General features: G+C 36.9%; 23 protein-coding genes. 3 read left to right on the top strand and 20 right to left on the bottom strand.

Going from position 1 to position 23,586, the window contains the following annotated elements; genetic code table 11:
* Position 1: 1 nt before the first annotated feature.
* The 10 genes from glpO to A3GU_RS0106070 all read right to left on the bottom strand — a co-directional run bounded on the left by glpO (position 2) and on the right by A3GU_RS0106070 (position 11,567).
* Positions 2–1,840, bottom strand: a complete 1,839-nt coding sequence (glpO, locus tag A3GU_RS0106115; protein WP_018366658.1) for a type 1 glycerol-3-phosphate oxidase — start codon at positions 1,838–1,840, stop codon at positions 2–4.
* A 9-nt stretch (positions 1,841–1,849) separates the two neighbouring features.
* A complete protein-coding gene (gene glpK, locus A3GU_RS0106110) occupies positions 1,850–3,364 on the bottom strand; it encodes a glycerol kinase GlpK (RefSeq protein WP_018366657.1) in 1,515 nt (504 codons plus the stop codon).
* 168 nt (positions 3,365–3,532) lie between these two features.
* Positions 3,533–3,877: a PepSY domain-containing protein gene (locus tag A3GU_RS0106105; RefSeq protein WP_018366656.1), complete on the bottom strand. Its 345-nt coding sequence runs from the start codon at positions 3,875–3,877 to the stop codon at positions 3,533–3,535.
* Between the two features lie 250 nt (positions 3,878–4,127).
* Positions 4,128–4,385 carry a DUF896 family protein gene (locus tag A3GU_RS0106100; protein WP_018366655.1) on the bottom strand — a complete coding sequence of 86 codons (258 nt, stop codon included), beginning with the start codon at positions 4,383–4,385 and terminating at the stop codon, positions 4,128–4,130.
* A 74-nt stretch (positions 4,386–4,459) separates the two neighbouring features.
* Positions 4,460–6,499, bottom strand: a complete 2,040-nt coding sequence (gene glyS / locus A3GU_RS0106095; protein ID WP_018366654.1) for a glycine--tRNA ligase subunit beta — start codon at positions 6,497–6,499, stop codon at positions 4,460–4,462.
* Positions 6,499–7,416, bottom strand: coding sequence for a glycine--tRNA ligase subunit alpha (glyQ, locus tag A3GU_RS0106090; RefSeq protein WP_018366653.1), 918 nt, complete (start codon positions 7,414–7,416; stop codon positions 6,499–6,501). The genes glyS and glyQ overlap by 1 nt, the downstream gene beginning before the upstream one ends.
* A 363-nt stretch (positions 7,417–7,779) precedes the next feature.
* Positions 7,780–8,292: an isoprenylcysteine carboxyl methyltransferase family protein gene (locus tag A3GU_RS0106085; protein WP_018366652.1), complete on the bottom strand. Its 513-nt coding sequence runs from the start codon at positions 8,290–8,292 to the stop codon at positions 7,780–7,782.
* A gap of 133 nt (positions 8,293–8,425) precedes the next feature.
* Positions 8,426–9,265: an aldo/keto reductase gene (locus A3GU_RS0106080; RefSeq protein ID WP_018366651.1), complete on the bottom strand. Its 840-nt coding sequence runs from the start codon at positions 9,263–9,265 to the stop codon at positions 8,426–8,428.
* A gap of 95 nt (positions 9,266–9,360) precedes the next feature.
* Complete coding sequence (nagA, locus tag A3GU_RS0106075) at positions 9,361–10,509, bottom strand: N-acetylglucosamine-6-phosphate deacetylase (RefSeq protein ID WP_018366650.1); 1,149 nt, start codon at positions 10,507–10,509, stop codon at positions 9,361–9,363.
* 215 nt (positions 10,510–10,724) lie between these two features.
* A complete protein-coding gene (locus tag A3GU_RS0106070) occupies positions 10,725–11,567 on the bottom strand; it encodes a DegV family protein (protein WP_018366649.1) in 843 nt (280 codons plus the stop codon).
* A 138-nt stretch (positions 11,568–11,705) separates the two neighbouring features.
* On the opposite strand from A3GU_RS0106070, the gene A3GU_RS0106065 reads away from it, so the two are divergent.
* Entirely contained in the window at positions 11,706–12,263 is a 558-nt protein-coding gene (locus A3GU_RS0106065; RefSeq protein WP_018366648.1) for a TetR/AcrR family transcriptional regulator, read from the top strand.
* 96 nt (positions 12,264–12,359) lie between these two features.
* On the opposite strand, the gene A3GU_RS0106060 is transcribed toward A3GU_RS0106065, so the two are convergent.
* The 7 genes from A3GU_RS0106060 to A3GU_RS0106030 form a co-directional block, all read right to left on the bottom strand.
* Positions 12,360–13,175 (bottom strand): Cof-type HAD-IIB family hydrolase, encoded by an 816-nt coding sequence (locus tag A3GU_RS0106060; RefSeq protein WP_018366647.1) that lies wholly within the window; start codon positions 13,173–13,175, stop codon positions 12,360–12,362.
* A gap of 123 nt (positions 13,176–13,298) precedes the next feature.
* Positions 13,299–14,234, bottom strand: coding sequence for a tagatose-6-phosphate kinase (locus A3GU_RS0106055; protein WP_018366646.1), 936 nt, complete (start codon positions 14,232–14,234; stop codon positions 13,299–13,301).
* 8 nt (positions 14,235–14,242) lie between these two features.
* Positions 14,243–14,758 (bottom strand): galactose-6-phosphate isomerase subunit LacB, encoded by a 516-nt coding sequence (gene lacB, locus A3GU_RS0106050; protein WP_018366645.1) that lies wholly within the window; start codon positions 14,756–14,758, stop codon positions 14,243–14,245.
* Between the two features lie 34 nt (positions 14,759–14,792).
* Complete coding sequence (lacA, locus tag A3GU_RS0106045; protein ID WP_018366644.1) at positions 14,793–15,218, bottom strand: galactose-6-phosphate isomerase subunit LacA; 426 nt, start codon at positions 15,216–15,218, stop codon at positions 14,793–14,795.
* Between the two features lie 68 nt (positions 15,219–15,286).
* Positions 15,287–16,735 (bottom strand): PTS galactitol transporter subunit IIC, encoded by a 1,449-nt coding sequence (locus tag A3GU_RS0106040; RefSeq protein WP_018366643.1) that lies wholly within the window; start codon positions 16,733–16,735, stop codon positions 15,287–15,289.
* 31 nt (positions 16,736–16,766) lie between these two features.
* Positions 16,767–17,072 (bottom strand): PTS sugar transporter subunit IIB, encoded by a 306-nt coding sequence (locus tag A3GU_RS0106035; RefSeq protein ID WP_018366642.1) that lies wholly within the window; start codon positions 17,070–17,072, stop codon positions 16,767–16,769.
* Positions 17,065–17,538 (bottom strand): PTS sugar transporter subunit IIA, encoded by a 474-nt coding sequence (locus A3GU_RS0106030; RefSeq protein ID WP_018366641.1) that lies wholly within the window; start codon positions 17,536–17,538, stop codon positions 17,065–17,067. Before A3GU_RS0106030 ends, A3GU_RS0106035 begins: the two co-directional genes overlap by 8 nt.
* 211 nt (positions 17,539–17,749) lie before the next feature.
* Between A3GU_RS0106030 and A3GU_RS0106025 the strand changes: the two genes are divergently transcribed.
* A complete protein-coding gene (locus A3GU_RS0106025) occupies positions 17,750–18,514 on the top strand; it encodes a DeoR/GlpR family DNA-binding transcription regulator (protein WP_018366640.1) in 765 nt (254 codons plus the stop codon).
* Positions 18,515–18,642: 128 nt separating this feature from the next.
* On the opposite strand, the gene A3GU_RS0106020 is transcribed toward A3GU_RS0106025, so the two are convergent.
* Positions 18,643–19,071, bottom strand: a complete 429-nt coding sequence (locus A3GU_RS0106020) for a CopY/TcrY family copper transport repressor (RefSeq protein ID WP_018366639.1) — start codon at positions 19,069–19,071, stop codon at positions 18,643–18,645.
* A 132-nt stretch (positions 19,072–19,203) separates the two neighbouring features.
* On the opposite strand from A3GU_RS0106020, the gene A3GU_RS0106015 reads away from it, so the two are divergent.
* On the top strand, positions 19,204–20,244 hold the full coding sequence (locus A3GU_RS0106015; RefSeq protein ID WP_051069442.1) for an alpha/beta hydrolase fold domain-containing protein: 1,041 nt from the start codon (positions 19,204–19,206) through the stop codon (positions 20,242–20,244).
* Positions 20,245–20,296: 52 nt separating this feature from the next.
* Here A3GU_RS0106015 and rbfA read toward each other — a convergent pair whose 3' ends face one another.
* Together rbfA and infB are read right to left on the bottom strand one after the other, a co-directional pair.
* Entirely contained in the window at positions 20,297–20,647 is a 351-nt protein-coding gene (rbfA, locus tag A3GU_RS0106010; RefSeq protein WP_018366637.1) for a 30S ribosome-binding factor RbfA, read from the bottom strand.
* 105 nt (positions 20,648–20,752) lie between these two features.
* The gene (infB, locus tag A3GU_RS0106005; protein ID WP_018366636.1) at positions 20,753–23,575 is read right to left on the bottom strand and encodes a translation initiation factor IF-2; all 2,823 of its coding nucleotides are present in this window, start codon (positions 23,573–23,575) and stop codon (positions 20,753–20,755) included.
* Between the last annotated feature and the right edge of the window lie 11 nt (positions 23,576–23,586).

Raw genomic sequence — 23,586 nt, 5'->3', positions numbered from 1 at the left:
TTTATCCCTCATTATTTCTTTTTAATGCTTCTAAATCATTATCCTTCAGTGTTTGTCTAAGCTCTGCTTCTTGAGCAGCCTTTTGCTCATCTGACCAAGATAGGTGTTTTGCCATCTCATCTAAAACCGGCTCTATCAATTCTTCCAAACTATCTCTCATAAACAAGATATGATTTGTACGACGAAGGAAGAAATCAGTTGGGCGAAGTGCCATTTCATAATCCATAGCATAATGTAGAGATAGGGTTTCACGTAAATTTAAGCCTGGTGCTGCTTGGATTTTACGGGTTAAGGCAAAAACTTTTGGAACATTTGAACCATATAGACTGGCTAAATAACGTGCATCATCCATAGACAGACCACTCAAGGTTCCTAGTTGGGCATAAGCTTCTAATTCAGACTCAACATTTGCAGGGTTAATTTCACCTCCAGAAACAGGATAGGTTTTTGAATTAATTAGTTTAAAGGATTTACCAAACTCATCTTTCAAGACTTGGATGATGACTTCTAAGGCACCTTCAGCCATCTTGCGATAGTCAGTAATTTTACCACCAGCAAGAGTGAAGAGTCCATTTGCATCCCTTTCAAAACTTGACCCTCTTGAGATAGCTGATGGGTCCAATTCTTTTTCTGAAGTGCTTGACTCAACAGCTTTTATAGCTTGTTCAACAGCATCTCTACTTTCTTGATGATCAATATATAACTTAACTGTTTCAATAAGATTATCAAAACTATGGTCACTTAATTTCCCACTATTACCACCATTGTAGTCAGAAGCACTGTTATTAGAAAGAAGAGGTCTTAGACCTGCCCATGAGCTTTCAATATCATTAATACTTATCTTGGCATTAGGGAAGCGTCTATTAATGACGTTTAATAGGTAGTCAACATCTTCTTGGCTGACTTTAGGATCTTTTAAATCTCCAGTATAGTCTGTATCTGTGGTTCCAAAATAGGTTTTTTCTTCACGTGGAAGTACAAAAACCATACGACCATCATTTAAACCAGTATCCACATAAACTGGCTGAGATACATTTAATTTTTTACGGTCTACAACAAGATGTACTCCCTTAGTTGGACGTAGTTGATGGATTTCTTCCCCTTTATTTGAGAAGTTACGTACTTCATCACTCCAAGGTCCGGTTGTATTGATAACCGTCTTAGCCTTTATAGTAATAAGCTGGTCAGTTAAAAGGTCGCGTGCTTTAACACCAATAATTTTACCCTTGTCATCAAATAAGAAATCTTCTGCTTTAACATGACTTGCAATGAGGGCTCCATCACGATTGGCGCGTTTAATATTTTCAATAACTAGCCTTGCATCATTATTTCTAAAATCAAGATAAACCCCACCACCTAGAAGACCTTCTTTTTCTAAATCTGGCTCTCTTGCTAATACTTCTTCTTTAGTAAGAACCTTATTTGCTAAAGCTGTATTTGAAACACCTGCTAATAAATCATACAAATCCATAGCAACCTTCAAACGAAACATGCTAAAGGTGCTGCCTTTTTCATCATAAACAGGCAAAAGCATGGGATCTGGTTTTGGGATATGAGGAGCAATTTGTTGAACAACAGCTCTTTCTGAAACAGTATCAGAAACTACTTCGACATCAAATTGTTTGAGGTAACGTAATCCTCCATGAACTAACTTGGTTGAACGACTTGAAGTTCCTTCTGAAAAGTCCTGCATTTCAATCAAGCCAGTTTCTAGACCACTTGCTGCAGCCTGTAAAGCTACCCCAGCTCCTGTGATTCCACCACCAATAACAAGTAAATCTAAGTTACGTTCCTGCATTTTCTGGAGAGCTAAGCGTCTTGTTTCTTTAGAAAATTCCATTTTATCCTCCTATAATTCTTCTGTATCTTGCGCAAAAATTTGTGTTGCTTGTACTGCTTTTTTCCAACCTTTATATAGTTTTTCTTTGCGTGATTCATTCATACTTGCCTTAAATAATTGTCCTATCGCATTTAATTCTTTTAAAGAATCAAGACTGTCCCAATAACCTACCGCAAGGCCTGCTAAGAAGGCTGCTCCTAGAGCTGTTGTTTCTAGGTTTTTAGCACGAGCAATATCAAGACCCAAAATATCTGCTTGGAACTGCATTAAAAGATTATTCATTGCAGCACCACCATCTACTCGTAGTTGTTGAATATCAATACCAGAGTCTACTTGCATGGTGTCAATAACATCTCTTACCTGGTAAGCTATAGATTGTAGAGTAGCCTTAACAAAATCTTCTTTACTTGTCCCACGGGTTAGGCCAAACACAGAACCCCGGGCATTGGAATCCCAATATGGAGCACCTAAACCTGTAAAGGCTGGGACAACATAGATTTCATCATCACTGGTGGATTCACGAGCTAGAGCTTCTGATTCTCCAGAGCTTTCTATCATACGAAGGCCATCTCGCAGCCACTGAACTGCACTTCCTGCAATAAATATGGATCCTTCTAAAGCATAATAAACCTTACCATTAATTCCATAAGCAATTGTCGTTAGTAGGTTATTGCTTGATAGTTGAACCTCTTCGCCAGTATTCATGATAATAAATGAACCTGTCCCATAGGTATTTTTTACCATTCCTGGTTCAAAGGCTAGTTGGCCAAATAAAGCCGCTTGTTGATCACCTGCCATACCGGAAATGGGTACCTGGCCCCCATAGAAATGAAAAGGAGCTGTCTTGCCATACACTTCTGAATTTGACTTCACTTCAGGTAGCATGGCTCTTGGAATATTTAGGATATCAAGAATCTCTTGATCCCATTCTAAATTCTTAATATTATAAAGCATGGTTCTAGCAGCATTGGAATAATCTGTGACATGAGTAGCCCCATCAGTCAATTTCCAAACTAACCATGTGTCAATAGTTCCAAATAGTAATTCACCTTTTTCAGCACGCTCTTGTGCCCCAGGGACATGGTCAAGAATCCATCTAATTTTAGTAGCTGAAAAATAAGCATCTATCACTAGCCCTGTCTTTTCATGAATCATTTTAGTATAGCCATCTTGTTTGAGTTGATCTGCTATAGGAGCTGTTTGTCGAGATTGCCATACAATAGCATTATAGATAGGAATACCTGTCTTTTTATCCCAGACAACAGTTGTTTCACGCTGATTGGTAATTCCTATAGCCTCAATTTGTCCCGGTTTAATGCTTGACTCAATAAAGGCACCTGCAATAACCGACTGAACAGAATTCCAAATCTGATTGGCATTATGTTCAACCCAGCCTGCTTGGGGGAAGATTTGAGGGAATTCTTTTTGGCTGCTACTTATCTTCTCTCCTTTTTGGTTGAAAATAATCGCACGCGAGCTTGTCGTCCCCTGATCAATGGCCATAATGTACTTTTCTTCTGACATTAGTCGTCCTCCTGTGGTAAGCGTTTTCTTTTTATGTTTCTATTATAGCTAAAAATGTCCAAAAAGTATTATCAGAAATTTTTTATGACTTAGAAATTTATGATAAGATAGCAAAAAAAGCAGAAGCTAGGCTTCTACTCTTTCCTCTTGATTTTAAACGAGGCTATTCTAATCATGAATAGGCTCTGACGATTTCTCTAGAATATCTCCTGATTTAGCATCAATTGTGTAGCTGTATTCTTTATCTTTATGTTTAAACTCAATGTCATAGATGGAAATACCATCATCTTTTTCTTTCTTGACTTGAATCATTTTAGCTTCTGCTTCTGAAACAGAAGCATCCTTGAAGGCAATTATTTTTGCTTTCTTTTCTGAAATATCTGATTTTTTTGTTTCTTGTGTACTAGTTTGATTGCTTGTTTTATTGCTATGGTTCATACCCCCACTACAAGCGGATAATGTGATTAAAGATAAAGCCGTTAGAGACACTACTGAAATTTTTTTCATTCCCATAATTCTTACCTTCTTTCTTTAATTTCTTCTATTATATTAAAAATCAGCATTTTTTTCTAATATTTACTTTTTAACCAATTTTAATACTGATAATTACATGACTTTATCCTTAGAATTTCTGCTTATTTCATATAAAAAAACCTTAAATTGGAAAGAAAATCCAACTTAAGGGGTGTAGCTGACTTGTTTAGACCATACTTTTTAAACAATAAAAAGTAGCTTAGCAGTGATAAAGACTGGTTTTGAGGTCTTAGAGATCAGGGTTATCCAGTGAGCGTCCATGGAGCCCTTTCTCACGTTGAACTTGTTTTAATTTTTCAGGAGTTAGGTCCCTACCTTCTTCATCAACAATTTTTATACCTTCAATATGGTGACGAACAGAACGACGGTAGCCCTCAATATATTCTTCACGTAACTTGGCTTGTTCTACTTTTTCAGGTCCACTTAAACCAACTGTTTTCTTTTTCTTAGCAAGTTCATTAATTCTTGCAATCTTTTTAGGATCCATAACTGTAATTCACCACTATTACTGCAAATTCGAAAATCTGAGTAAGATTCCTTTCTAATAGACTAGCTTTTAACCTATTTTGTATTTAATTGGTTAAAGGCTGCAATTTTCTTTGCTTTTGCTACAAGCCTTGCTAGCAAGGCTAAACGATTATTTTTAAGGACTTGGTCTTCTACCATAACCATTGTGTGATCAAAGAAATCATTAATAAATGGACTAAGAGCAAAGACAGCATCTATCTGCTGATCGGCATTCCCAACCAAGTCAAGTTTAAGAATAGCAGCTGCTAGACTTTCTTCTTGAGTGTTTTCAAACAAAGTACTATCTACAGAAGCCTTAAAATCAGCTTTTTCAGCCAGATTAAAGACACGTGATAGACTTTCCACAGATCTCTTATAGTCACTTCTTTGACTAGCCTTAAGAAGTGCTTGCGCAGCTGCTAACATTTCAGAAACAATAAAATTATCTCCATTTAAGACAGCCTCTTTAATGTCTTTAGGAATGGCTTTACCCATCATTTTTTCCACACGAGCACGGATAAAGTTCATTACTTCAAGCTTGTTATTATAGGTTAAACTATCAAACCTTAAGGCATAAAGCTCATCGATTAAGGCATCCATTGGAATTTGCCAACCAAATTCTTCTAAAATACGGACAATTCCTTGGGTTGCACGGCGAAGCGCATAAGGATCATTTGAACCTGATGGAATAAGTCCCACAGAAAAGAAGGCTAAAAGAGTATCCAATTTATCAGCTAAGGCTAAAATGGCCCCAACCCTAGTTTCTGGAAGTTTCCCTTCAGCAGAATTAGGTAAATAATGTTCACGAATGGCTTTCGCTACAGCTGGTTTTTCTCCTGCTAGCAAGGCATACTTTTCTCCCATAATACCTTGTAGCTCATCAAACTCACCAACCATACCCGTTAATAAGTCAAATTTATAGATACGACTTGCACGCGCCACAGCCTCTTTTTCTTCTTCAGATAAAGCAGCTTTCTCAGCTAGATAGGCTGCAATCACTTCTGTACGTGCCATGTGTTCAGCCAGAGAGCCAATCTTTTCATGGAAGGTCACATGAGCTAACTTTTCAACTAACTCAGAAATAGTCAGTTTTTGATCTTCACGCCAGAAAAATTCCCCATCTTCTAAACGTGCCACCAAGACTTTTTCATTTCCCTTAATAACATTTTCAATATGCTTGTCATTCCCATTACGAACTGAAATAAAGTTTGGTAATAAGTGACCTTTTGCATCTCTCACTACAAAGTATCTTTGATGATTCTTCATGGAGGTCACAAGTACTTCCTCAGGCACCGCCAAATACTTAGCGTCAAAAGATCCCATAAAAGCAGTCGGATATTCCACAAGATTAAGCACCTCATTGAGTAAGTCCTCATCAATATCTACCTGAATCTGATGGACTTTTTCAAGCTCTTTAATCTGATCAAGAATCATTTCTTGACGTTCTTTAGGACTTGCAATGACGAATTGGCTGCGCAAATCAGCCTCATAAGAATCTGCGCTTGTAATTTCTACCTCATGTCCTAGGAAACGATGCCCTCGGCTTACGCGTCCAGAATGAATATCCAAGAAGTCAAGTTCCAAAGCCTCATCATCCAAGAGAACTGTTAAGGTGTGAACAGGCCGAATATATTCAAAAGTGTTTGCTGCCCAATGCATTGAAACAGGAAAACTTAAACTTGCTAAGAGTCCTGGAATCCCTGTCAAAACTTCTTTAGCATCTTTTCCAGACTCATGTTTAGTGACATAAACATAGTCTTCTCCCTTAATTGTTCGAAATTCTATGTCATCAGTACTTAAACCCTTGCCACGGACAAAACCTTGAGCAGCCTTTGAAAAATTTCCTTGGGCATCAAGGGCAATTTTTTTAGCAGGTCCCTTAAAATTTTCTGTTAAATCTGTCTGCTTATCTGCCAATCCTAGTACCCTTAAAGCTAGGCGACGAGGAGTGGAAAAACCTTCAATTCTATCATAAGAAAGACGATTTTCAGTCAGAAAGGCTGCCATTTTATCAACAAGTTGTTTTTCACTTGACGTTACCACATAAGCTGGTAATTCTTCAAGTCCTAATTCTACAAGTAAATTTTTAACCATTAGTTCGTTTCCTCCTTCAACAATTCTGCACGACTTGCTTCATCTAATAGTGGAAAGCCTAATTTTTGACGTTCTGAAACAAATGTCTTGGCTACTAGCCTTGCTAGGTTTCTGATACGAGCGATATAACCAGCTCGCTCTGTTACTGAAACTGCCCCACGTGCATCTAACAAATTAAAAGTATGAGAACATTTAAGCACATAGTCATAGGCTGGGTGTACTAGTCCTTCTTCTAAGGCTCGGCTTGCTTCGCTTTCAAATTTCTCAAAATTATCCAACAGCATAGCTTGATCTGATACTTCAAATGAGTATTTAGAATGTTCAAATTCTGGTTGCAAGAAAATTTCTCCATATTTTACACCAGGAGCCCATTCAATATCATAAACAGAATCAACTTCTTGAATATAAGAGGCTAGGCGTTCCAAACCGTAGGTTACTTCTGCTGTTACAGGATTGGTTTCAAGACCTCCCACCTGTTGGAAATAGGTAAATTGCGTAATTTCCATGCCATCTAGCCAGACCTCCCACCCAAGTCCTGCAGAGCCTGTTGAAGGATTTTCCCAGTTATCCTCTACAAAGCGAATATCATGCTCTAAAGGATTAATTCCCAACTTTTCCAAAGAAGCCAAGTATAGTTCTTGAATATTTGAGGGAGATGGTTTCATAACTACTTGGAATTGGTGGTGCTGATAAAGACGGTTAGGATTTTCACCATAACGTCCATCAGCAGGACGACGGCTTGGCTCTACATAGGCAGCATTCCAAGGCTCTGGTCCAATAGCACGAAGGAAGGTATAAGGGCTCATAGTTCCCGCCCCTTTTTCATTATCATAGGCCTGCATCAACATGCAGCCCTTATCATTCCAAAACTGTTGTAGGGTTAAAATGATTTCTTGAAAGGTTAATTTCTTTGACATTTACTATTACTCCTTATGTAGGTTTATTTTTCATTGGTTCTTTAGAAAGGGCTTTTCCCTACTTATCATTTTATAAGTAAGGACTTTTCTATAGCAAAAAGGTGGCCCACACTTCAATTATCCCATACAAATTGTATAGGGGCGTTGAAACGCGGTTCCACCCTAGTTTATGACTTCATTACTATATTATTAATTAAAATTAAAATAAAATATGGACAGAAAGTGCCTATGTCGCTTACCCTCACACCTGGTTTCCAGCATTTCCAAGCTCTCTTTAGAAAAAGGTAAAGATTTTCTTTCTTATCCCCTATATTAGCACAAGACAGCTTAATTGTCCATTCCTGACAAAAGATAAATGAAAGCTTACATGTTATTTAAAGTATTTGGGATAATCACTTCTTTTAGCAATCGATTTTCTTCAACAATACGAATAGATAAAGAGAGGATATAAAAAGGGAATAACAAGCAAGCTGTTATACTCGCATGACATAATAAAACAATCCCAATCATCTCTGGGCCTATATTTAGAAAGTAATTAGGATGTTTAACATATCTAAAGAGCCAGTGATTTACATAGCGATGATTCTTAGCAATCATTAATTTAACAGTCCAGATATCTCCTAAGAGCTGTGTCACATAATAAAGGGCTACTATTGAAGATGCCATTAATAAGAAACCAAGCAAGCTAATCCAATCAAAACGAATTTGCTTCAATACAGCTTCTATCAAGGAAAAAGCATATATCATAATATGAAGAAGGGTTAAAAATTGTGTGTTTTTCTTTCCACATTCGATACCACCTTCTCCTCGGATTTTTTTCTCATTTTTTATAGATAATTTCAGAAATACCAATCTGATTAGAAACATGCTAATCATTATAAATACTATCAACGATTTTTAACCTCTTTACCTTTTTTATTTAATTTCATTAGAATATATTATATAAAAATGACAATTCTTTGTCAAGCTCATAAAAAAACAAGTAGTAAGCTACCTGTTCTTTTGGATCTTAATAATCTTTTGTATCAGGGTCTGGAATAGGAGCCATACCTGGTAAATTTCTAATAATGTTAATATCTTCTTGAGATAGTTCAATATCTAAGAAGTCCATATTTTCTTTAATTCGGTCTTCATGAACGGATTTAGGTAAAGGAATAAAACCTTCCTGAACAGACCAAGCAAGAGCTATTTGAGCTACCGTTTTCTGGTATTTATTAGCTAATTCCAGCATAGTTTGATTTTGGAAAATTTCACCCTGACCAAGAGGACTCCAAGCTTCAATAAGAATATTCTTTTCTTTACAGTAATCAATGACTTCTGTTTGGTAGCAACCTGGTGCTAGTCGTATTTGATTGACTGCTGCTTGTATTTTTGCTGTCTTTTCCAGTTCTTCTAAATGATGTACCATAAAATTACTTACACCAATTGAACGTACCAAGCCTTGAGCAACAGCCTCTTCCATATAACGCCAAGTTTCAGCATTGGTTTCTTGCCATTTATCACGTAGAGCTTTAGGATTTGGCCAATGAATCAAGTAGAGATCAACATAGTCTAAACCTAGACGTTTTAAAGAACCTGCCAAGGCCTCTTGGGCCTTATCATAGCTATGAGCATCATTCCATAATTTTGTTGTCACAAACAGTTGATTTCGTGGAATACCACTATTTTTGATTGCTCGCCCAACGCTTTCTTCATTCTTATAAATAGCTGCTGTATCAATATGACGATAGCCTAGCTTAATAGCATTCAAGGTGGATTGGTAGGCTTCTTCACCGTCTTTAGCCTGAAAAGTACCAAAGCCTAGAAGTGGAATTTCTAAACCATTGTTCATTTTTAGTTTTTTTACCATAACGTTATCCTCCTTTGTAGATAGTTTCATTGTAACATAAAGTCTCTTTTAAAGTGAAAAAAGGGTCAAGTTCAGATTGAACTCACCCTAAATGATTAACCTTGGAAGACTTTTTCTCCATTTAAATAGGTTGCCTGTAAATTTAAGTTTTTATCTAAAACAATAAAATCTGCTGCATAGCCTTCTTTGATCTGACCACAAACATCCTCAATTCCTACTGATAAAGCAGGGATGTAAGAAGACATCATAATGGCTTCTTCAGGTGAAGCTATTCCCCAATTGACAACATTTTTCACAGCATCCTTAAGTTTTAAAATAGAACCAGCTAAGCTACCACTATCTTTCAGCCTTGCGGTACCATTTTCAACAATAACGGGAAACTCTCCTAGCATATAGTCTCCATCAGGTGAGCCACCCGCACGCATGCAGTCTGTAATAAGAGCAATGTGGTCATAGCCTTTTTGCTGCATTAAAATATCACAAGCAATAGGTGAGACATGGTAGCCATCACAAATTAATTCTGCAATAGTACCTGGGATATTGTAGACTGCACCAACCATACCTGGTTCTCTGTGTGTTAGACCACGCATACCATTATAAGCATGAACCCAGACACTAGCACCGGCATCAACAGCTGATTTAGCTTGGTCATAAGTCCCGTTAGAATGTCCCAGTGCAACTGTGACTCCTTGCTTGGTTACTTGAGAAACAAATTCTTCTACTCCTTCACGTTCAGGAGCTAGAGCGATTTTTTTGATAAGACCCTTAGCTGCTTTTTGCCAAGCTTGAAATTCTTCCATCTTTGGATTTTTCATATAGATGGGGTTTTGGGCACCCTTATACTCTTCAGTAAAGTAAGGACCTTCAAAATAAATCCCCCTAATTTTAGCACCTTTTACCTGATTAGCCACACTGGCAATAGTTGCTGAAACCTTCTCTAATTGTTCAAAAGTAGACGTTAAGGTTGTTGGTAAAAATGAAGTTACCCCAGTCGACAACAAGCCTTGACTTATCTTATGGATACCTTCTGCAGAATTATCCATGACATCTGCTCCTGCAAAACCATGAATATGGGTATCTACTAGACCAGGAGCAATTGCATAACCTCTGTAGTCAATAATTTTTGCATCTGCTGCTACTATATCAGTCCATTTGCCAAATTTACCATCAAGGATTTCTAGATAACCTTCATTTTTGACATGATCTGAATAATAAAACTTATCTGCTTTAATATAGCTTACCATCTTTTTCCTCCCTTTTTTTATTATTATACGCCTATTTTGGGGCTTTGTAAATGGTATATACCACTTTCTTGTCATTTCATTTTTAAAGGTTAATTCAACCATTACAAAAAGTTCAAAACCACGTGGTTTTGAACTTTACTAGTATCTTTTCCTCAATACTCTGAAGTTTGTTCTGTAGTCAATCTATTTTAGTTTTCTAACAAAATCTTTCTAAGTTAGATTTCATAACCAAGAAGGATGCCCTCATCTTCTGAATAAAAACTGCACAGTCCAGAAGTTGGCTGAACAATAACCTTAGCTGCTGGGAATTTCTCCTGAACCTTATCTGTGATTAACTGACAAATTTTTAGATTCTTGCGATGGGCTATTAGAATCTTACCACCTTTGTAGCCAGCCTTTTCTAATTCTTCTAGAACAGCTAGGACAGCTTTTTTCTGACCTCTTGCCTTATGGAGCAGTTCAAGTTCTCCTTGGGCACTTGCTCTGCCTACCATACGCAAGTTGATTAAACCGATAACTTTACCTAATAGTTTACTTAAACGACCATTTTTAACGAGGTTATCAACCTTGACTAGAACAAAAAGGAGACCTGTTCGTTTTTGGTATTCTGTTATTTTCTTAACCACTTCTGTAAATGCTAAACCTTGATTAATCAAACGTTCTAATTCTAAAACAATCAAATCCATCTCACCACCTGCAGATAAGGAATCAATTACATGAATGTTAAGATTTGGATTTTCTTCTAGAAGTAAATCTTTTGCTAGGCGGGCGCTATTATGACTACCTGATAAGGTACCCGTAATAGTTATTGCAATAATGTTTTCTGCCCCTTGATAGGCTTGAATATAAGCATCTGGACTAGGACAACTAGATGTAGCAGCCTCTGCTGACTGATAGAGCTTTGCCATCATATGATCAACATCCAAGTCTTGTGTATCAATAAATTCTTCATTATCTATACGAAGTTTCAAAGGGACCCGTTCAAATAGGATATTAGAAGACTGTGTTTTAAGTTCTTTTAAATCACAACCAGAATCTGAAACTATTTTCCAAACCATGCTCACTCTCTCTTTTCGTTACTTACTTATTTGTTATATTAATTGACAAACCAAAGGTTTTCACCTAGAATTATATCATTAAGTATACTCATTAGGCTATAGAAATGAGTCCGATGTAACAATTGAAAGGTATTTGTGATGACCAATAAAATAAGATCAAAGAAATCACTTCAAAACTTAACACAATTTAATAAAGAAAGCCAGAGTATCAGTCGGGAATCTCTTGAAACAGCCCTCTTATATTTATTAGAAAAAAAGAGTCTCGCTCAAATTTCTATTTCTGAATTGGTGGCTAAAGCTGGGGTCTCCAGAAATGCTTTCTACCGTAATTATAACTCAAAGGATGATATCCTGATGCATCTTTTAAAAGAGTTTATTAGGCGAATTTTCAAAGGTATAAAGCTATTTGATATTTCAACCCAAGCTAGTCAAGCCTGGTATTATCTTTTTACAGAAGCCAAAAAAGAAGAACGATTTTTAAAAATTATCTTTAATCAACAATTACAACACTTGTTGACCCAATTGGTCACAAAGCGCCTTAAAGCCTATCAAAGATGGCGCAAAAACAAGCAATCTCACTATGCTGGTCTGTTTTGGAGTAATGCGATTGTTTCTGTTTTTTCAAACTGGATTAAAGACGATATGGTGATCCCTGCTGAGGAAATGGCAAAAATAGGGCTACCACTTTTAAACTAATAAAAAGGAAGTCTATGAACTACCTCTTCCACTGTGGATTAGTGTCCTACAGTTGAAAAAGGAGTTTAAGACTTTCTTTTTTATATTACCTTAATATTAGCCCTTTAAAGCAAATTCTCTGATAGCTTTAGCTACACCTGCATGATCACAATCTGCAGTTACTTTATCAGCTAGCTTTTTAATAGCTGGGCTGGCATTTCCCATAGCTACGCCTAAGCCAGCAAAAGAGAGCATTTCAATATCGTTAGGGGCATCTCCGATAGCCATAATTTCTTCGGGGCTGCAATTTAAGTCCTTGGCTAATTCTTGCAAAGCATAAGCCTTGGTCACATTTTGAGGCATGACTTCTAAGATATAATCTTGACTACGAACAAGGCTGTATTTTTCACTTAATTCCAAGGCATAAGCCTCTTCAAAGCCATCTAAAATGCTTTCTACTCCCATGTACATGGCTTGAAAAACTACTTCTTGGCTGCTAGCTAAATCTGCTATAGTGATTGCTTTTACCTGGGTAAAGACCAGATCACCATCTGCTTGCACAAGTTCTGGTACCGCATCTCCTAAGACATAATAATTATCTTCAGCTGTCAGGGTTAGATAGACTCCTGGGTAATCTTTACATAAATCATATAAATCACTTATATCTTGCAAGTTTAGACTATGGGAATGAATCAGCTTCCACTCTAAACTGCTATAGGTGCTACAACCATTGTTTAAAATGAGAAATTCATCTTCTTGTAAACCCAGCTGGTCAAAATAAGGTTTTGTCCCTGAACTAGGGCGACCTGTACAAAGGACAATTTTTATCTTTTCGGCTGTCGCTTCTTGGATAGCCTGAATATTGTCAGCAGGAATTTCTTTTTGGTGATTTAATAAAGTACCATCTAAGTCAATTGCAATTAATGTTATCATAATACCCCTATATTTATTTTCTTAAGTTTCAATTTACAAAATAGTCTACCTTAATAGTTTATCATTTTTATAACAATTATGATATTAAGGGCCTGATAAGAAAATAAGGTGATTAAAAGAAAGCTAGACTTCTTCTATCTTAATGTGCTGGATAAGTTCCTGGTATTTTTCCATGTTGACATGTCCTGTTAGTTTTTCTTGGGCATTGAGCATTCCTAGAGCATTGGCTTTTTTTAGGAGCATATGATCATCATCTTCTTGAGACAAGGCCCAAGCAATTCCAGCAACCGTTGCATCTCCTGAGCCTACAGGATTTTGCACCTGAATTTTAGGAATGTGAACACGATAAAAGTGATTTCCATGCTTGGCAAATGCTCCTTTTGACCCTAAGGAAACAACGATCCATGGGATGTCATCAAAAAGACTCTGACTTAAAGCGTCTTTGAGACTATCAGCTGAAGGGTCAATTTCGTGGGAGAGCAATTCTTGCAGCTCTTCTAAATTCGGTTTAATAAGAGTAGGTTTAGACTTTCCTAACAAGACTGATTGCAATGGACTTCCAGAACAATCCAAGATAATTTTTTTATGATGACTATTTAGTAATGAGATTACTTTTTCATAATAGTCAGAGGCCAACCCTTTGGGTAAGCTCCCTGAAATGGTAATGATATCATAGTCTTTACAAAGACTATCTAAGTGGTCTAAAAAGCCACTTGCTTCTTCTTGACTAATTGTAGGGCCACTTTCTAAAATTTCTGTTTGACACCCCTCATGCAAGATAGCAATGCAATTTCTTGTTTCTCCCTTAATGGGAAAAAAATGATGCTTAATCTTAGCTTGGTCTAGCTGAGCCTTAATAGACTGTCCCAGATTTTCACCTATAAATCCAGTTGCCAGCACATCTTGTTTGGCTTCTTGCAAAACCCTAGTGACATTGAGTCCCTTTCCTCCAGCTGTCTTTTCTACTGCTTCCACACGATTGACCCCATCAAGCACAAAGGGACCACTCAAGGGATAAGAAATATCGATGGAAGGGTTTAAGGTAATTGTTAAGATCATTTTTCCTCCTAATCCTGATAATCACCATGGTCCCATTTTTCAAGAAATTCTCTAAAGAATTCTGGATCTTCTTGGGAGGAATCATGATTGTCTAATTGGGTTATTTTAGCTATTAATTCTTGATTATCCTTAGTCTTTTTATAGCTTGCATTGATAAAGGCTTCAATGATATCACACATCAAGAACTGGCCGGTGATTTTACCCCCAAAACCAATAACATTGGCGTTGAGTTCTTCTTTAGCATAAAGAGCAGAAGTCATATCCCTAACCAGTGCTGAGCGAATTCCTGCTACCTTATTGACAGCATTATTAATACCCACACCAGTTCCACAAATGCAAACTCCTAAGTCTGCTTGCCCTCCTACAATAGCTTCTCCTACTTTTTTACCATAAATAGGATAGTGGGTCCTTGTATGATCATAGGTTCCAACATCTAAAACTTGGTGGCCTTTTGATTTTAAAAAATCTGAGACAGCCATCTTTTCATCGGTTACAATATGGTCACATCCAATTGCAATTTTCATCTGAATCTCTCCTATCTATTAATCTAGCATTTTGCTAGGCCATTTTATTAAGCATGTCAACACGGATTTGATGGCGACCACCATCATACTTTCCTGTTACAAATGCCTTTGCAATATTTTTGGCTAGACCTGGTCCTACAATGAGGGATCCCATGGTAATGATTCGAGCATTATTGTGGCTACGCGTCATATAAGCAGAGCGTTCATCTGATACTTCTGCTGCAATTATCCCTTTTAATTTTGTTGCTACCATAAAAGGGCCTACACCGTAGGCATCAATCATAATTCCTAGATTAGCTTTATCTTTATTAACTTCCTTTGCAAGTGCAAGGGTATTGTCTACAAAATCTTTTTCTGGATTTGAAAGGTCTTTTACAGCAAAGCCTTCTTCTTTCAGATGGGAGATTAGTATTTCTTTAAGAGCTTGTCCTTGCGCATCAGCGCTTAAAATAATTGTCATAAAAACTCCTTTGTATGTCTATTTTGACGCTAACATTCTTTAATAATCTGTAGTAATAAGTACACTTACTAGTTTTGACTAGCTTGATAAAGTGCATTGCGTTTTTTCATTTGTTTTGCATACCACATAAACAAGGCTAGGTAGATAACTACAAAAATAATAAGGTTGAAAATAGCTGTTAGTTGTCCTTTTGTAGCTTGCCCAATAACATAGCCAAAGATTTTTTCCATTGGCCCTTCAAGAGTAGAGTGGGTAATCATGGAACCTGCCTGTGCACCCGCTGGAAAGGCCCCCACTTTTTTGGCTAATTCTGTGGTAAAAGGGGCAATCATAGTCCCAGAAAGAAGGAACAAGGGGAGAAGTAAGGAACCAAAAATAATCATCCTGATTAGGCGACCACGCGTAACCACCAAAAGTGCTGGGGTCACCCCCATTGCAATAATACCAGCAAGTGGCAAAATCCCATTTCCTACTTTTGAAAGTAAAATAGCTTCAACAAGCATAATCGGAGCTAGAATATTAGCACAGGCCCAAATTTCTGCACGTCCAGCAATAAATGGCCAGTCAAGACCAATATTAAAGCGGCGCCCTCCCATTTTAGAATTGGCAAAATTGGTAATTCCTTGGGAAAGTGGCTCAACAGCTGCGATAAACCAGGAACCAATTAAGGAAAAGAGTTCTAGACAGGCCCCAGCTATAAAGCCAAGTTCAAACCAATGCTTGAGTGCGGCCCAACTAAGATGAGGATCTCCCATGATTCCAATCACAAAACCAAGTATCATACCAATAAAAAATTTAGAACCCCAAAAACCAATTTTTTTGTTTAATTTTGCAGCATCAAAATCATACTTATCTAAACCTGGAAAAACCTTATCAAAAAGCTTATCAAGCACCATGATGATAGGATTCATCATGTAATTCATATGAGTTGAGGTCATTGGAGAAGTTGATGCTACCCCAAGTAGATCATCAAAAGTAGGCTTCATCAAATCGGAATTAATAATTTTTAGGACCCCAACAAAAATTACAGCTATTGTCGCAATAGTTAAAGACAAAATAAGGGGTAAATGATTGCGGCCAGCATACCACATAATCAAGAGCCCAGTGATGGATAAATGCCAGATGTCAAAGATATCTACGTCCAAGGTATCTGTTTTTTTCATAACAATCATGACAATATTTACAATCAACATCAGAAGTAGAAAATAGAGGGTATAAGGTGAACCCCAAGTGATCGTCGCTAAAGGCGCCCAACCAACATCTATGATATTGAGACTGATTCCTGTATTTTTAACAAAGGCCTGTAAAGACTCTGAGAAGGCACCTGTTAAAATACCAATAATGGCTCCAATACCAGTTAAGGCAATAGCCAGTTTAATACCCCCTTCAAGTGCTTTTGTGAATTTTACTCCAAACACCATGGCTAGTACTGTCATAACTATAAGCATGACAACACCGGAACCTAAATCGATAATGGGTTTAAAGAAAATATTTACAAAATGAAGAAAAACTTGCATAAGAAACTCCTTTATATTCTTTTAATGACACTCATGATAGGTGATGTTCTTTAATCACTTTTTCTAATTCTGTAAAAACTGGTTCACTCATGGCAGGAATACGATATAAGATAGGCCCTGCTTCAACTGTTGGAATTGTGAGGTCAAATCCCAGGTTAGTTTTAGCAATAGGTGTAAAAATATCATAGCGATTGACCATTTCTTCAGTAATATCTTTAATCATAACGGCATCACAAGTAACATCATAACCCCTATCAGCCATTTGACTTTCAATAGCATCCTTAATTTGATGGCTTGAATTAACACCTGCTCCACATGCTGCTAAAATTTTAATCATTGTTCAATACTCCTTTTTCTACTAAAAAATCCTTGATTTCCTTTTTATGATTGCCTAAATCTTCTAATCTTTGCAAGTTACCTTTACTAATAAAGAAAGTGATAACATTAGATAAAAGCTGGGTTTGACCTGACTTCTTACTGTTAATAATAAAGAAGAAATGTTTAGCATAACAGTCCTCTTGAGGATTTATCATATGCTTAAAAGTTATGGGAAAACTATTTTTAACATAGACAAGCCTATCCACTAAACAATACTGGGTTTCTGTATGAGGAATAGCCGCAAAAAGAACATCACTCCCATCTTTATAATCAATTTTAAGTCCTGTTGGAAAATCTTTTTCTCTCTTCTTGAGAGCCTCCTTGTAATCAGCTGTCACATAAACTTGGGTTTGTAACTGATTAGCAACCTGCTCAAAGAGCTCTTCTTGTGTTTTTGCTTCGGTAAAGAGAATGTCTGAGAACATTCCTATGCCACCTTTCTATCTTAATATCCTCTAAAAAAGTTGTCTAATTATGTTTGGTAACGTTTACAAAATAGATTATAATATAAAATCAAACAATATTCAACATTATATTTCTAAAAATATTTTATTTTTGTTTGTTATTGTTGTTTATTGAATAATCACTGCCTTTATGCTATGATTAAAAAAGTATTTTAGGAAAAGAGGGATACTCTTGTTAAAAAAAGAACGTTTATTAAAAATTATGGAAAAAATAGATACCAAGGGTATTATCACCGTCAATGACATTATTGAAAACTTAAAGGTTTCTGATATGACAGCCAGACGCGACTTAGATGAATTAGAGGCTGCTGGAAAGCTGGTTCGTATTCACGGTGGTGCACAGAGTATCTCTTCTACCACAAAACCTGAAAAGTCAAATAGTGAAAAATTAAAGGTGCAAACGAAAGAAAAAAAAGAACTTGCAACCTTTGCAAGTCACTTTATTAAAGATGGTGAAACTATTTTTATTGGTCCAGGAACTACCTTAGAATATTTTGCAGAACAGTTGATTTCACGGCAAATCCGTATTATAACAAATAGTCTACCTGTTTTTAATATCCTTAAATCTAGTGATAGTATTGATTTAATTTTAATTGGAGGAGAATACCGTGACATTACGGGAGCTTTTGTAGGCACTACTGCTAATCAAAGCATTTCTAACTTAAAGTTTGCTAAGGCCTTCATCAGCTGTAATGGGGTTTACCATAATGATATTGCCACCTACAGTGAACTAGAAGGACAGATTCAAGCCTTAGCCTTTGATAATGCTATTGAAAAGTATCTCCTCGTGGACAATCAAAAGTTTGATAGCTATGATTTTTCGGTATTTTATCACTTAAATGCTATTGATGCAGTCATTACTGATAGTGGAATCTCACCTCAGATCAAGAAAGAATATACTAAATACACAAAAATTCTCATTTCTCAGCCAAAATAAAAAATGCTCCTATTTCTTGTGAACTGCACCCCAAAAGTTAGACATAAAATCTAATGATAGGGGAGCAGTTCACTTGTACTAGGGGGCATTTTTTAAATCTATAACTGCTATTTTGATACGAATTCTGCTTACTTTATTGCCCTGCATTGGCATTGGCCAGGTGAGCAACTACAAGGAATAGTCTCAGTTGCTGACTTTTCTTTTTTTGCTAAGAGCTTTTGAAAAGCCAGAATATCTTTTTGAGTCATTGGTAAATCTTCCAGTAAACTTAATAAGACGCTTCCTACTTGCCTTGAACAGATCTTATTGAGGCACTCTTTTACCATTTCTTTCTGAAAAGAGTTTTGATCAATCAAGGCTTGATAAAGATAAGCTCTGCCTGATCGTGAACTGTGCACATAGTTTTTTTCTACTAATCTCCCTAGTAAGGTTTTAATAGTTGAAGGTGTCCAGTTACATTTTTTTTCTAATACAGCAATAATAGCACTACTCTTAACTGGCCCTTGAGCCCATATGACTCTCATAACTTCCCACTCTGAATCAGAAATGCCATACATTTTTAGTTTACCTCTTCTCTCGTCAATAATATTTTATTGTAGCATTTTTGTTTACATTTGTAAATTAATATAAGTCTCATTTTATTAAAATTGTATTGATATATTATTGCATTTTGATATAATAATATAGCCATGTTTTACACAATACTGAAGGAGATTACCGTGAAACAACTTAAAATAATTACCCTAAGCCTTTTTCTATGTCTCTTATTAAGCTCTGCTAGTCCTGCTAAAGCTACTACATCACAGACCTGGAAAAGCTGGCTGATTGAACAATACTTTTGGTTAAAAAGAGACAAAAACTATTATTCTCAGCAAGACCCAGCTAAATTCATGGAATATGTCAATTCAGCTGGTCAAAAGGCAAATCAAGGCTTTTCTCTAGATCCTAACACGGTCAATGGAGGACTCGAGACTAAGACAGTTGGTGCCATGCAAGTCCACAGCTGGAATAAAAATCCTAATAAGCCAAGAAATCAAAAAATTATTTTTTACTTACATGGTGGTTCTTATTTAAATAATCCAACTTCTTACCACATTGACATGCTTAAAACCCTCTCTACCAGCCTTGATGCTAGAATTATTTTACCAATTTATCCCAAGGCTCCTAGCTATAACTACTCCATGGCCATGCCAAAGCTAGTTGACCTCTACCGAGACACCCTCAAGGAAACTGATGATCCCAAAAATATTACCATTATGGGGGATTCTGCTGGTGGGGGTCTAGCACTAGGACTTGCCTTAGCCCTAAAAAATGAGAATCCTATTCCAAAGCAACCCAAAGATATTATTTTACTTTCTCCTTGGCTAGATGTTACTATGACTAATCCAGATATTCCAAAATATGAGAGTCTCGATCCCATCCTATCTGCCTGGGGATTACAAATAGTTGGTGATATTTGGGCCGGAAAGATAGCAAACAATACCAAGCATCCTTATGTCAGTCCTATTTATGGGGATCCAAGTGGTCTAGCTCCTATCACCATGTTTGTAGGAACCCATGAAATCTTCTATCCAGATATTCTGAAATACGATAGCATTTTAAAGGAAAAGAATCATCAACATCAGCTCTTTGTGGCTGACAAGATGAACCATGTCTACCCAATCTATCCTATTGAAGAAGCTAAAACAGCCCAGTACCAGATTATTGATACTATTAAAAAAGCTTATTAATACAAAAAACCTTAGGGATAAGTAAAGCCTACTTGTCCTTAAGGTTTTATTTTTAATCTTTTTTATCCAATTCACGTAGTAACTGATCTATCTTGTTACCATAAGCTATTGAATTATCCTTTTCAAAAATTAAATCTGGGATTTTATACATGGTTAGTCTTCTTCCCAATTCCCGTTTAATGGTTCCTGTAGCTTTTTCCAAGCCAGTCTGTGCTTTTTGATTATCAGATGCCAAATCACTCATTAAGGTATAATAAATTTTAGCTGCTGATAGATCACCAAGCATCTGCACTTCAGTAATAGTTACTCCTACAACACGTGGATCACGAACCTTCTTTTGCAAGATTTCATTTACTTCACGTTTAATTTCCATTCCGACACGATCAATGCGATGATTAGCCATAAGAATTCTCCCTTCCCTTATTTCAATCTTATTCAGGAAAAGCTAGGAAGGTTCCTAGCTCTATTTTATTATCCATAGTTAATAGAGAATTTTTGAATTGCCCTATTATTTTCTAATAATTTCTTCCATGATGTAAGCTTCAATAATATCATCTACTTGTAAATCATTGAAGTTTTCAACCATTAAACCACCCTCTTGAGCATTACCAACCTCTTTAACATCATCTTTATAATGTTTAAGACTAGCTAGCTTACCATCGAAGATGACAACACTATCACGAATGACACGAACATTTGAGTCACGTGTAATTTTACCATTGGTAACCATAAATCCGCCAATAGTCCCTACTTTAGAGACTTTGAAGGTTTCACGAATAATAGCTTCCCCAAGAACTTTTTCTTTATATTCTGGGTCAAGTTTACCTTTCATGGCTTCTTCTACTTCTTCAATAACTTTATAAATGATACTGTGTAAGCGAATCTCAACATCATCAGTAGCTGCTTGTTGACGAGACTGTGGTGTTGGACGGACATTAAATCCGATAATAACCGCATTTGAAGCTGCTGCAAGTGTAACATCTGATTCATTAATAGCACCAACAGCTGAGTGAACAACATTGACACGAACACCTTCGACTTCAATTTTAAGTAATGATGCGGCCAAGGCTTCTACAGAACCTTGAACATCTGCTTTGATAATAACATTAACTGTCTTGATTTGGCCAGCTTTTAGGGTATCAAACAAGTTATCTAGGCTAACACGTTGAGTATTTTGACGTTGTTTAAGAAGTGCACGTTTTGCACGTTCTTCACCTGCTGCACGAGCAGCTTTTTCATCTTCATAAACTGCAAAGTGATCACCAGCCATTGGTGTTTCATTTAAACCTGTTATAGAAACTGGAGTTGATGGTAAAGCAAGCTTAACACGTCTACCTAAGTCATTTGTCATAGCACGAACACGACCAAAGGTATTTCCGATAACAATTGGATCTTGAACATGAAGGGTACCTTGTTGAACAAGAAGGGTTGCAATAGCCCCTTTTCCTTTGTCAAGGCGAGCTTCAATAACTGTACCAATGGCACGAACTGTTGGATCTGCCTTTAATTCTTCAACTTCTGCTACCAAAAGAACTGTTTCTAATAATTCATCAATGTTCTTGTTGAATTTAGCAGAAATTTCGACAAATTCACAGTCACCACCCCAAGCAGTAGAAATAATACCATGTTCAGCTAACTCAGAGATAACACGTTCAGGGTTAGCTCCTGGTTTATCAATTTTATTAATAGCTACGATAATTGGTACTCCAGCTGCCTTGGAATGATTGATAGCTTCAATAGTTTGAGGCATTACCCCATCATCAGCAGCAACAATCAAGATGGTAATATCAGTCACTGAGGCACCACGTGCACGCATGCTAGTGAAGGCAGCATGTCCTGGTGTATCAAGGAAGGTAATTTTCTTACCAGCTTCCTCAATTTGATAAGCCCCGATATGCTGAGTGATCCCACCTGCTTCACCTGTAGCTACACGGGAGTTACGCAAAGTATCTAGTAAAGTTGTTTTACCATGGTCAACGTGACCCATGATAGTAACAACAGGCGCACGTTCTACTAGGTTTTCAGGATTAAGATAGGTGTCATCTTCGAAGAAACGCTCGATGTCTGCATCATCAACTTGAACTTTTGCTTTTGCAGCAATACCATAATCAACCATTAAGAGCTCAATTGTATCACCATCTAATGATTGGTTTTGTGTTGCCATAACACCCATCATAAACAGTTTTTTAACAATTTCAGCTGGCTCACGTTTGATACGTTTTGCAATATCAGCAACAGTCATGCCTTCAGTATATTCAAATTCTTTAGGTAATTCATGGAATTTACGCTCGGTTACTGGTTTTGGAGCGCTAGTGTTATTCCTATTATTTTTACCTTTTTTAGGTTTTTTGTTCCAGTTACTATTTCTTTGATTTCTCACTTGGTTATGATTATTCCAACTCTTCTTATTTTGCTTTTGTCCATTTTCACGTGTTTGACTATTATCTTGCGTTTTTTCTGGACGTGTTTTTTTACGACGTTTATCTACTGACTTAGCTGCCACTGGAGCTGTTGCAACAGAATCTGCAAAGGCAGTTTTGTTAGAGCCTTGACTTCCTTTTGCTTCTGCCTTAGCAGCTTGCTTAGCGGCTTCTTTTTCTGCAGCTTGTCTTGCTTCTTCTCTAGCTTTTTCAGCTAAACGCTTAGCTTCTTCTTGTTGACGGAGTTGATTCTCTCTGTGAAGAAGATATTCCGCATTTTGTTCTGCTTTTAAAGCGGCTGCACGAGCTTTAAAATCTATCTTAGTAGATGTAGTTGTTGTTGCTTGTGCTTGGTTAGCTTGGAAGCGACTATTATCACGGCTATTATTTTGGGGACGATTATCCTTTCGGTAATTGCCGTGGGAAGCTTTGTTATCAAATCTTCTTTCTTTATGTTGCCCCTGCTTGTGATTTTTAGCAGTTGAAGGAGCCTTACTTTGTCCTTTGTCGCTTGAAGGATATTGACCTGTTTGCTGACGAGCTGCTTGTGCTTTGGCTCTAGCTTCACGCTCAGCCTTGAAATTTCTACTTTTTGGCTTAGGTTTAGTAGGAACTTCAGTTTTTACTTCTGAAATAGGCTTGGTTTCAGCTTCGGTTTTACTTGCTTCAACCTTTGGTGCTTGAGTTGCTTGCTTAGAAGCAGATTCAGGCTTTTTATCTTCTTTTGGTTGGGCTTGGCCTTTTGGCTGAGTAGTATCCCTAAAGCTATTTACAATTTTCTTTACTTCCGAGTCTTCTACACTTGAGGCATGACTCTTAACATCCAAACCTAATTTTTGAGCCTGTTCTACTACTTCTTTACTTGTCTTACCAATTTCTTTGGCAATTTCATGTAATCTTTTCTTTGACAAATTGTGTCCTC

Source organism: Streptococcus didelphis DSM 15616 (assembly GCF_000380005.1).
Classification (GTDB): Bacteria; Bacillota; Bacilli; order Lactobacillales; family Streptococcaceae; genus Streptococcus; species Streptococcus didelphis.
This window is presented reverse-complemented; position numbering and strand designations above follow the sequence as displayed.

Coding starts and splice junctions, on each gene's coding strand:
- glpO (WP_018366658.1), bottom strand. CDS start 1,840: ATGGAATTTTCTAAAGAAACAAGACGCTTAGCTCTCCAGAAAATGCAG.
- glpK (WP_018366657.1), bottom strand. CDS start 3,364: ATGTCAGAAGAAAAGTACATTATGGCCATTGATCAGGGGACGACAAGC.
- A3GU_RS0106105 (WP_018366656.1), bottom strand. CDS start 3,877: ATGGGAATGAAAAAAATTTCAGTAGTGTCTCTAACGGCTTTATCTTTA.
- A3GU_RS0106100 (WP_018366655.1), bottom strand. CDS start 4,385: ATGGATCCTAAAAAGATTGCAAGAATTAATGAACTTGCTAAGAAAAAG.
- glyS (WP_018366654.1), bottom strand. CDS start 6,499: ATGGTTAAAAATTTACTTGTAGAATTAGGACTTGAAGAATTACCAGCT.
- glyQ (WP_018366653.1), bottom strand. CDS start 7,416: ATGTCAAAGAAATTAACCTTTCAAGAAATCATTTTAACCCTACAACAG.
- A3GU_RS0106085 (WP_018366652.1), bottom strand. CDS start 8,292: ATGATTAGCATGTTTCTAATCAGATTGGTATTTCTGAAATTATCTATA.
- A3GU_RS0106080 (WP_018366651.1), bottom strand. CDS start 9,265: ATGGTAAAAAAACTAAAAATGAACAATGGTTTAGAAATTCCACTTCTA.
- nagA (WP_018366650.1), bottom strand. CDS start 10,509: ATGGTAAGCTATATTAAAGCAGATAAGTTTTATTATTCAGATCATGTC.
- A3GU_RS0106070 (WP_018366649.1), bottom strand. CDS start 11,567: ATGGTTTGGAAAATAGTTTCAGATTCTGGTTGTGATTTAAAAGAACTT.
- A3GU_RS0106065 (WP_018366648.1), top strand. CDS start 11,706: ATGACCAATAAAATAAGATCAAAGAAATCACTTCAAAACTTAACACAA.
- A3GU_RS0106060 (WP_018366647.1), bottom strand. CDS start 13,175: ATGATAACATTAATTGCAATTGACTTAGATGGTACTTTATTAAATCAC.
- A3GU_RS0106055 (WP_018366646.1), bottom strand. CDS start 14,234: ATGATCTTAACAATTACCTTAAACCCTTCCATCGATATTTCTTATCCC.
- lacB (WP_018366645.1), bottom strand. CDS start 14,758: ATGAAAATTGCAATTGGATGTGACCATATTGTAACCGATGAAAAGATG.
- lacA (WP_018366644.1), bottom strand. CDS start 15,218: ATGACAATTATTTTAAGCGCTGATGCGCAAGGACAAGCTCTTAAAGAA.
- A3GU_RS0106040 (WP_018366643.1), bottom strand. CDS start 16,735: ATGCAAGTTTTTCTTCATTTTGTAAATATTTTCTTTAAACCCATTATC.
- A3GU_RS0106035 (WP_018366642.1), bottom strand. CDS start 17,072: ATGATTAAAATTTTAGCAGCATGTGGAGCAGGTGTTAATTCAAGCCAT.
- A3GU_RS0106030 (WP_018366641.1), bottom strand. CDS start 17,538: ATGTTCTCAGACATTCTCTTTACCGAAGCAAAAACACAAGAAGAGCTC.
- A3GU_RS0106020 (WP_018366639.1), bottom strand. CDS start 19,071: ATGTATGGCATTTCTGATTCAGAGTGGGAAGTTATGAGAGTCATATGG.
- A3GU_RS0106015 (WP_051069442.1), top strand. CDS start 19,204: ATGTTTTACACAATACTGAAGGAGATTACCGTGAAACAACTTAAAATA.
- rbfA (WP_018366637.1), bottom strand. CDS start 20,647: ATGGCTAATCATCGCATTGATCGTGTCGGAATGGAAATTAAACGTGAA.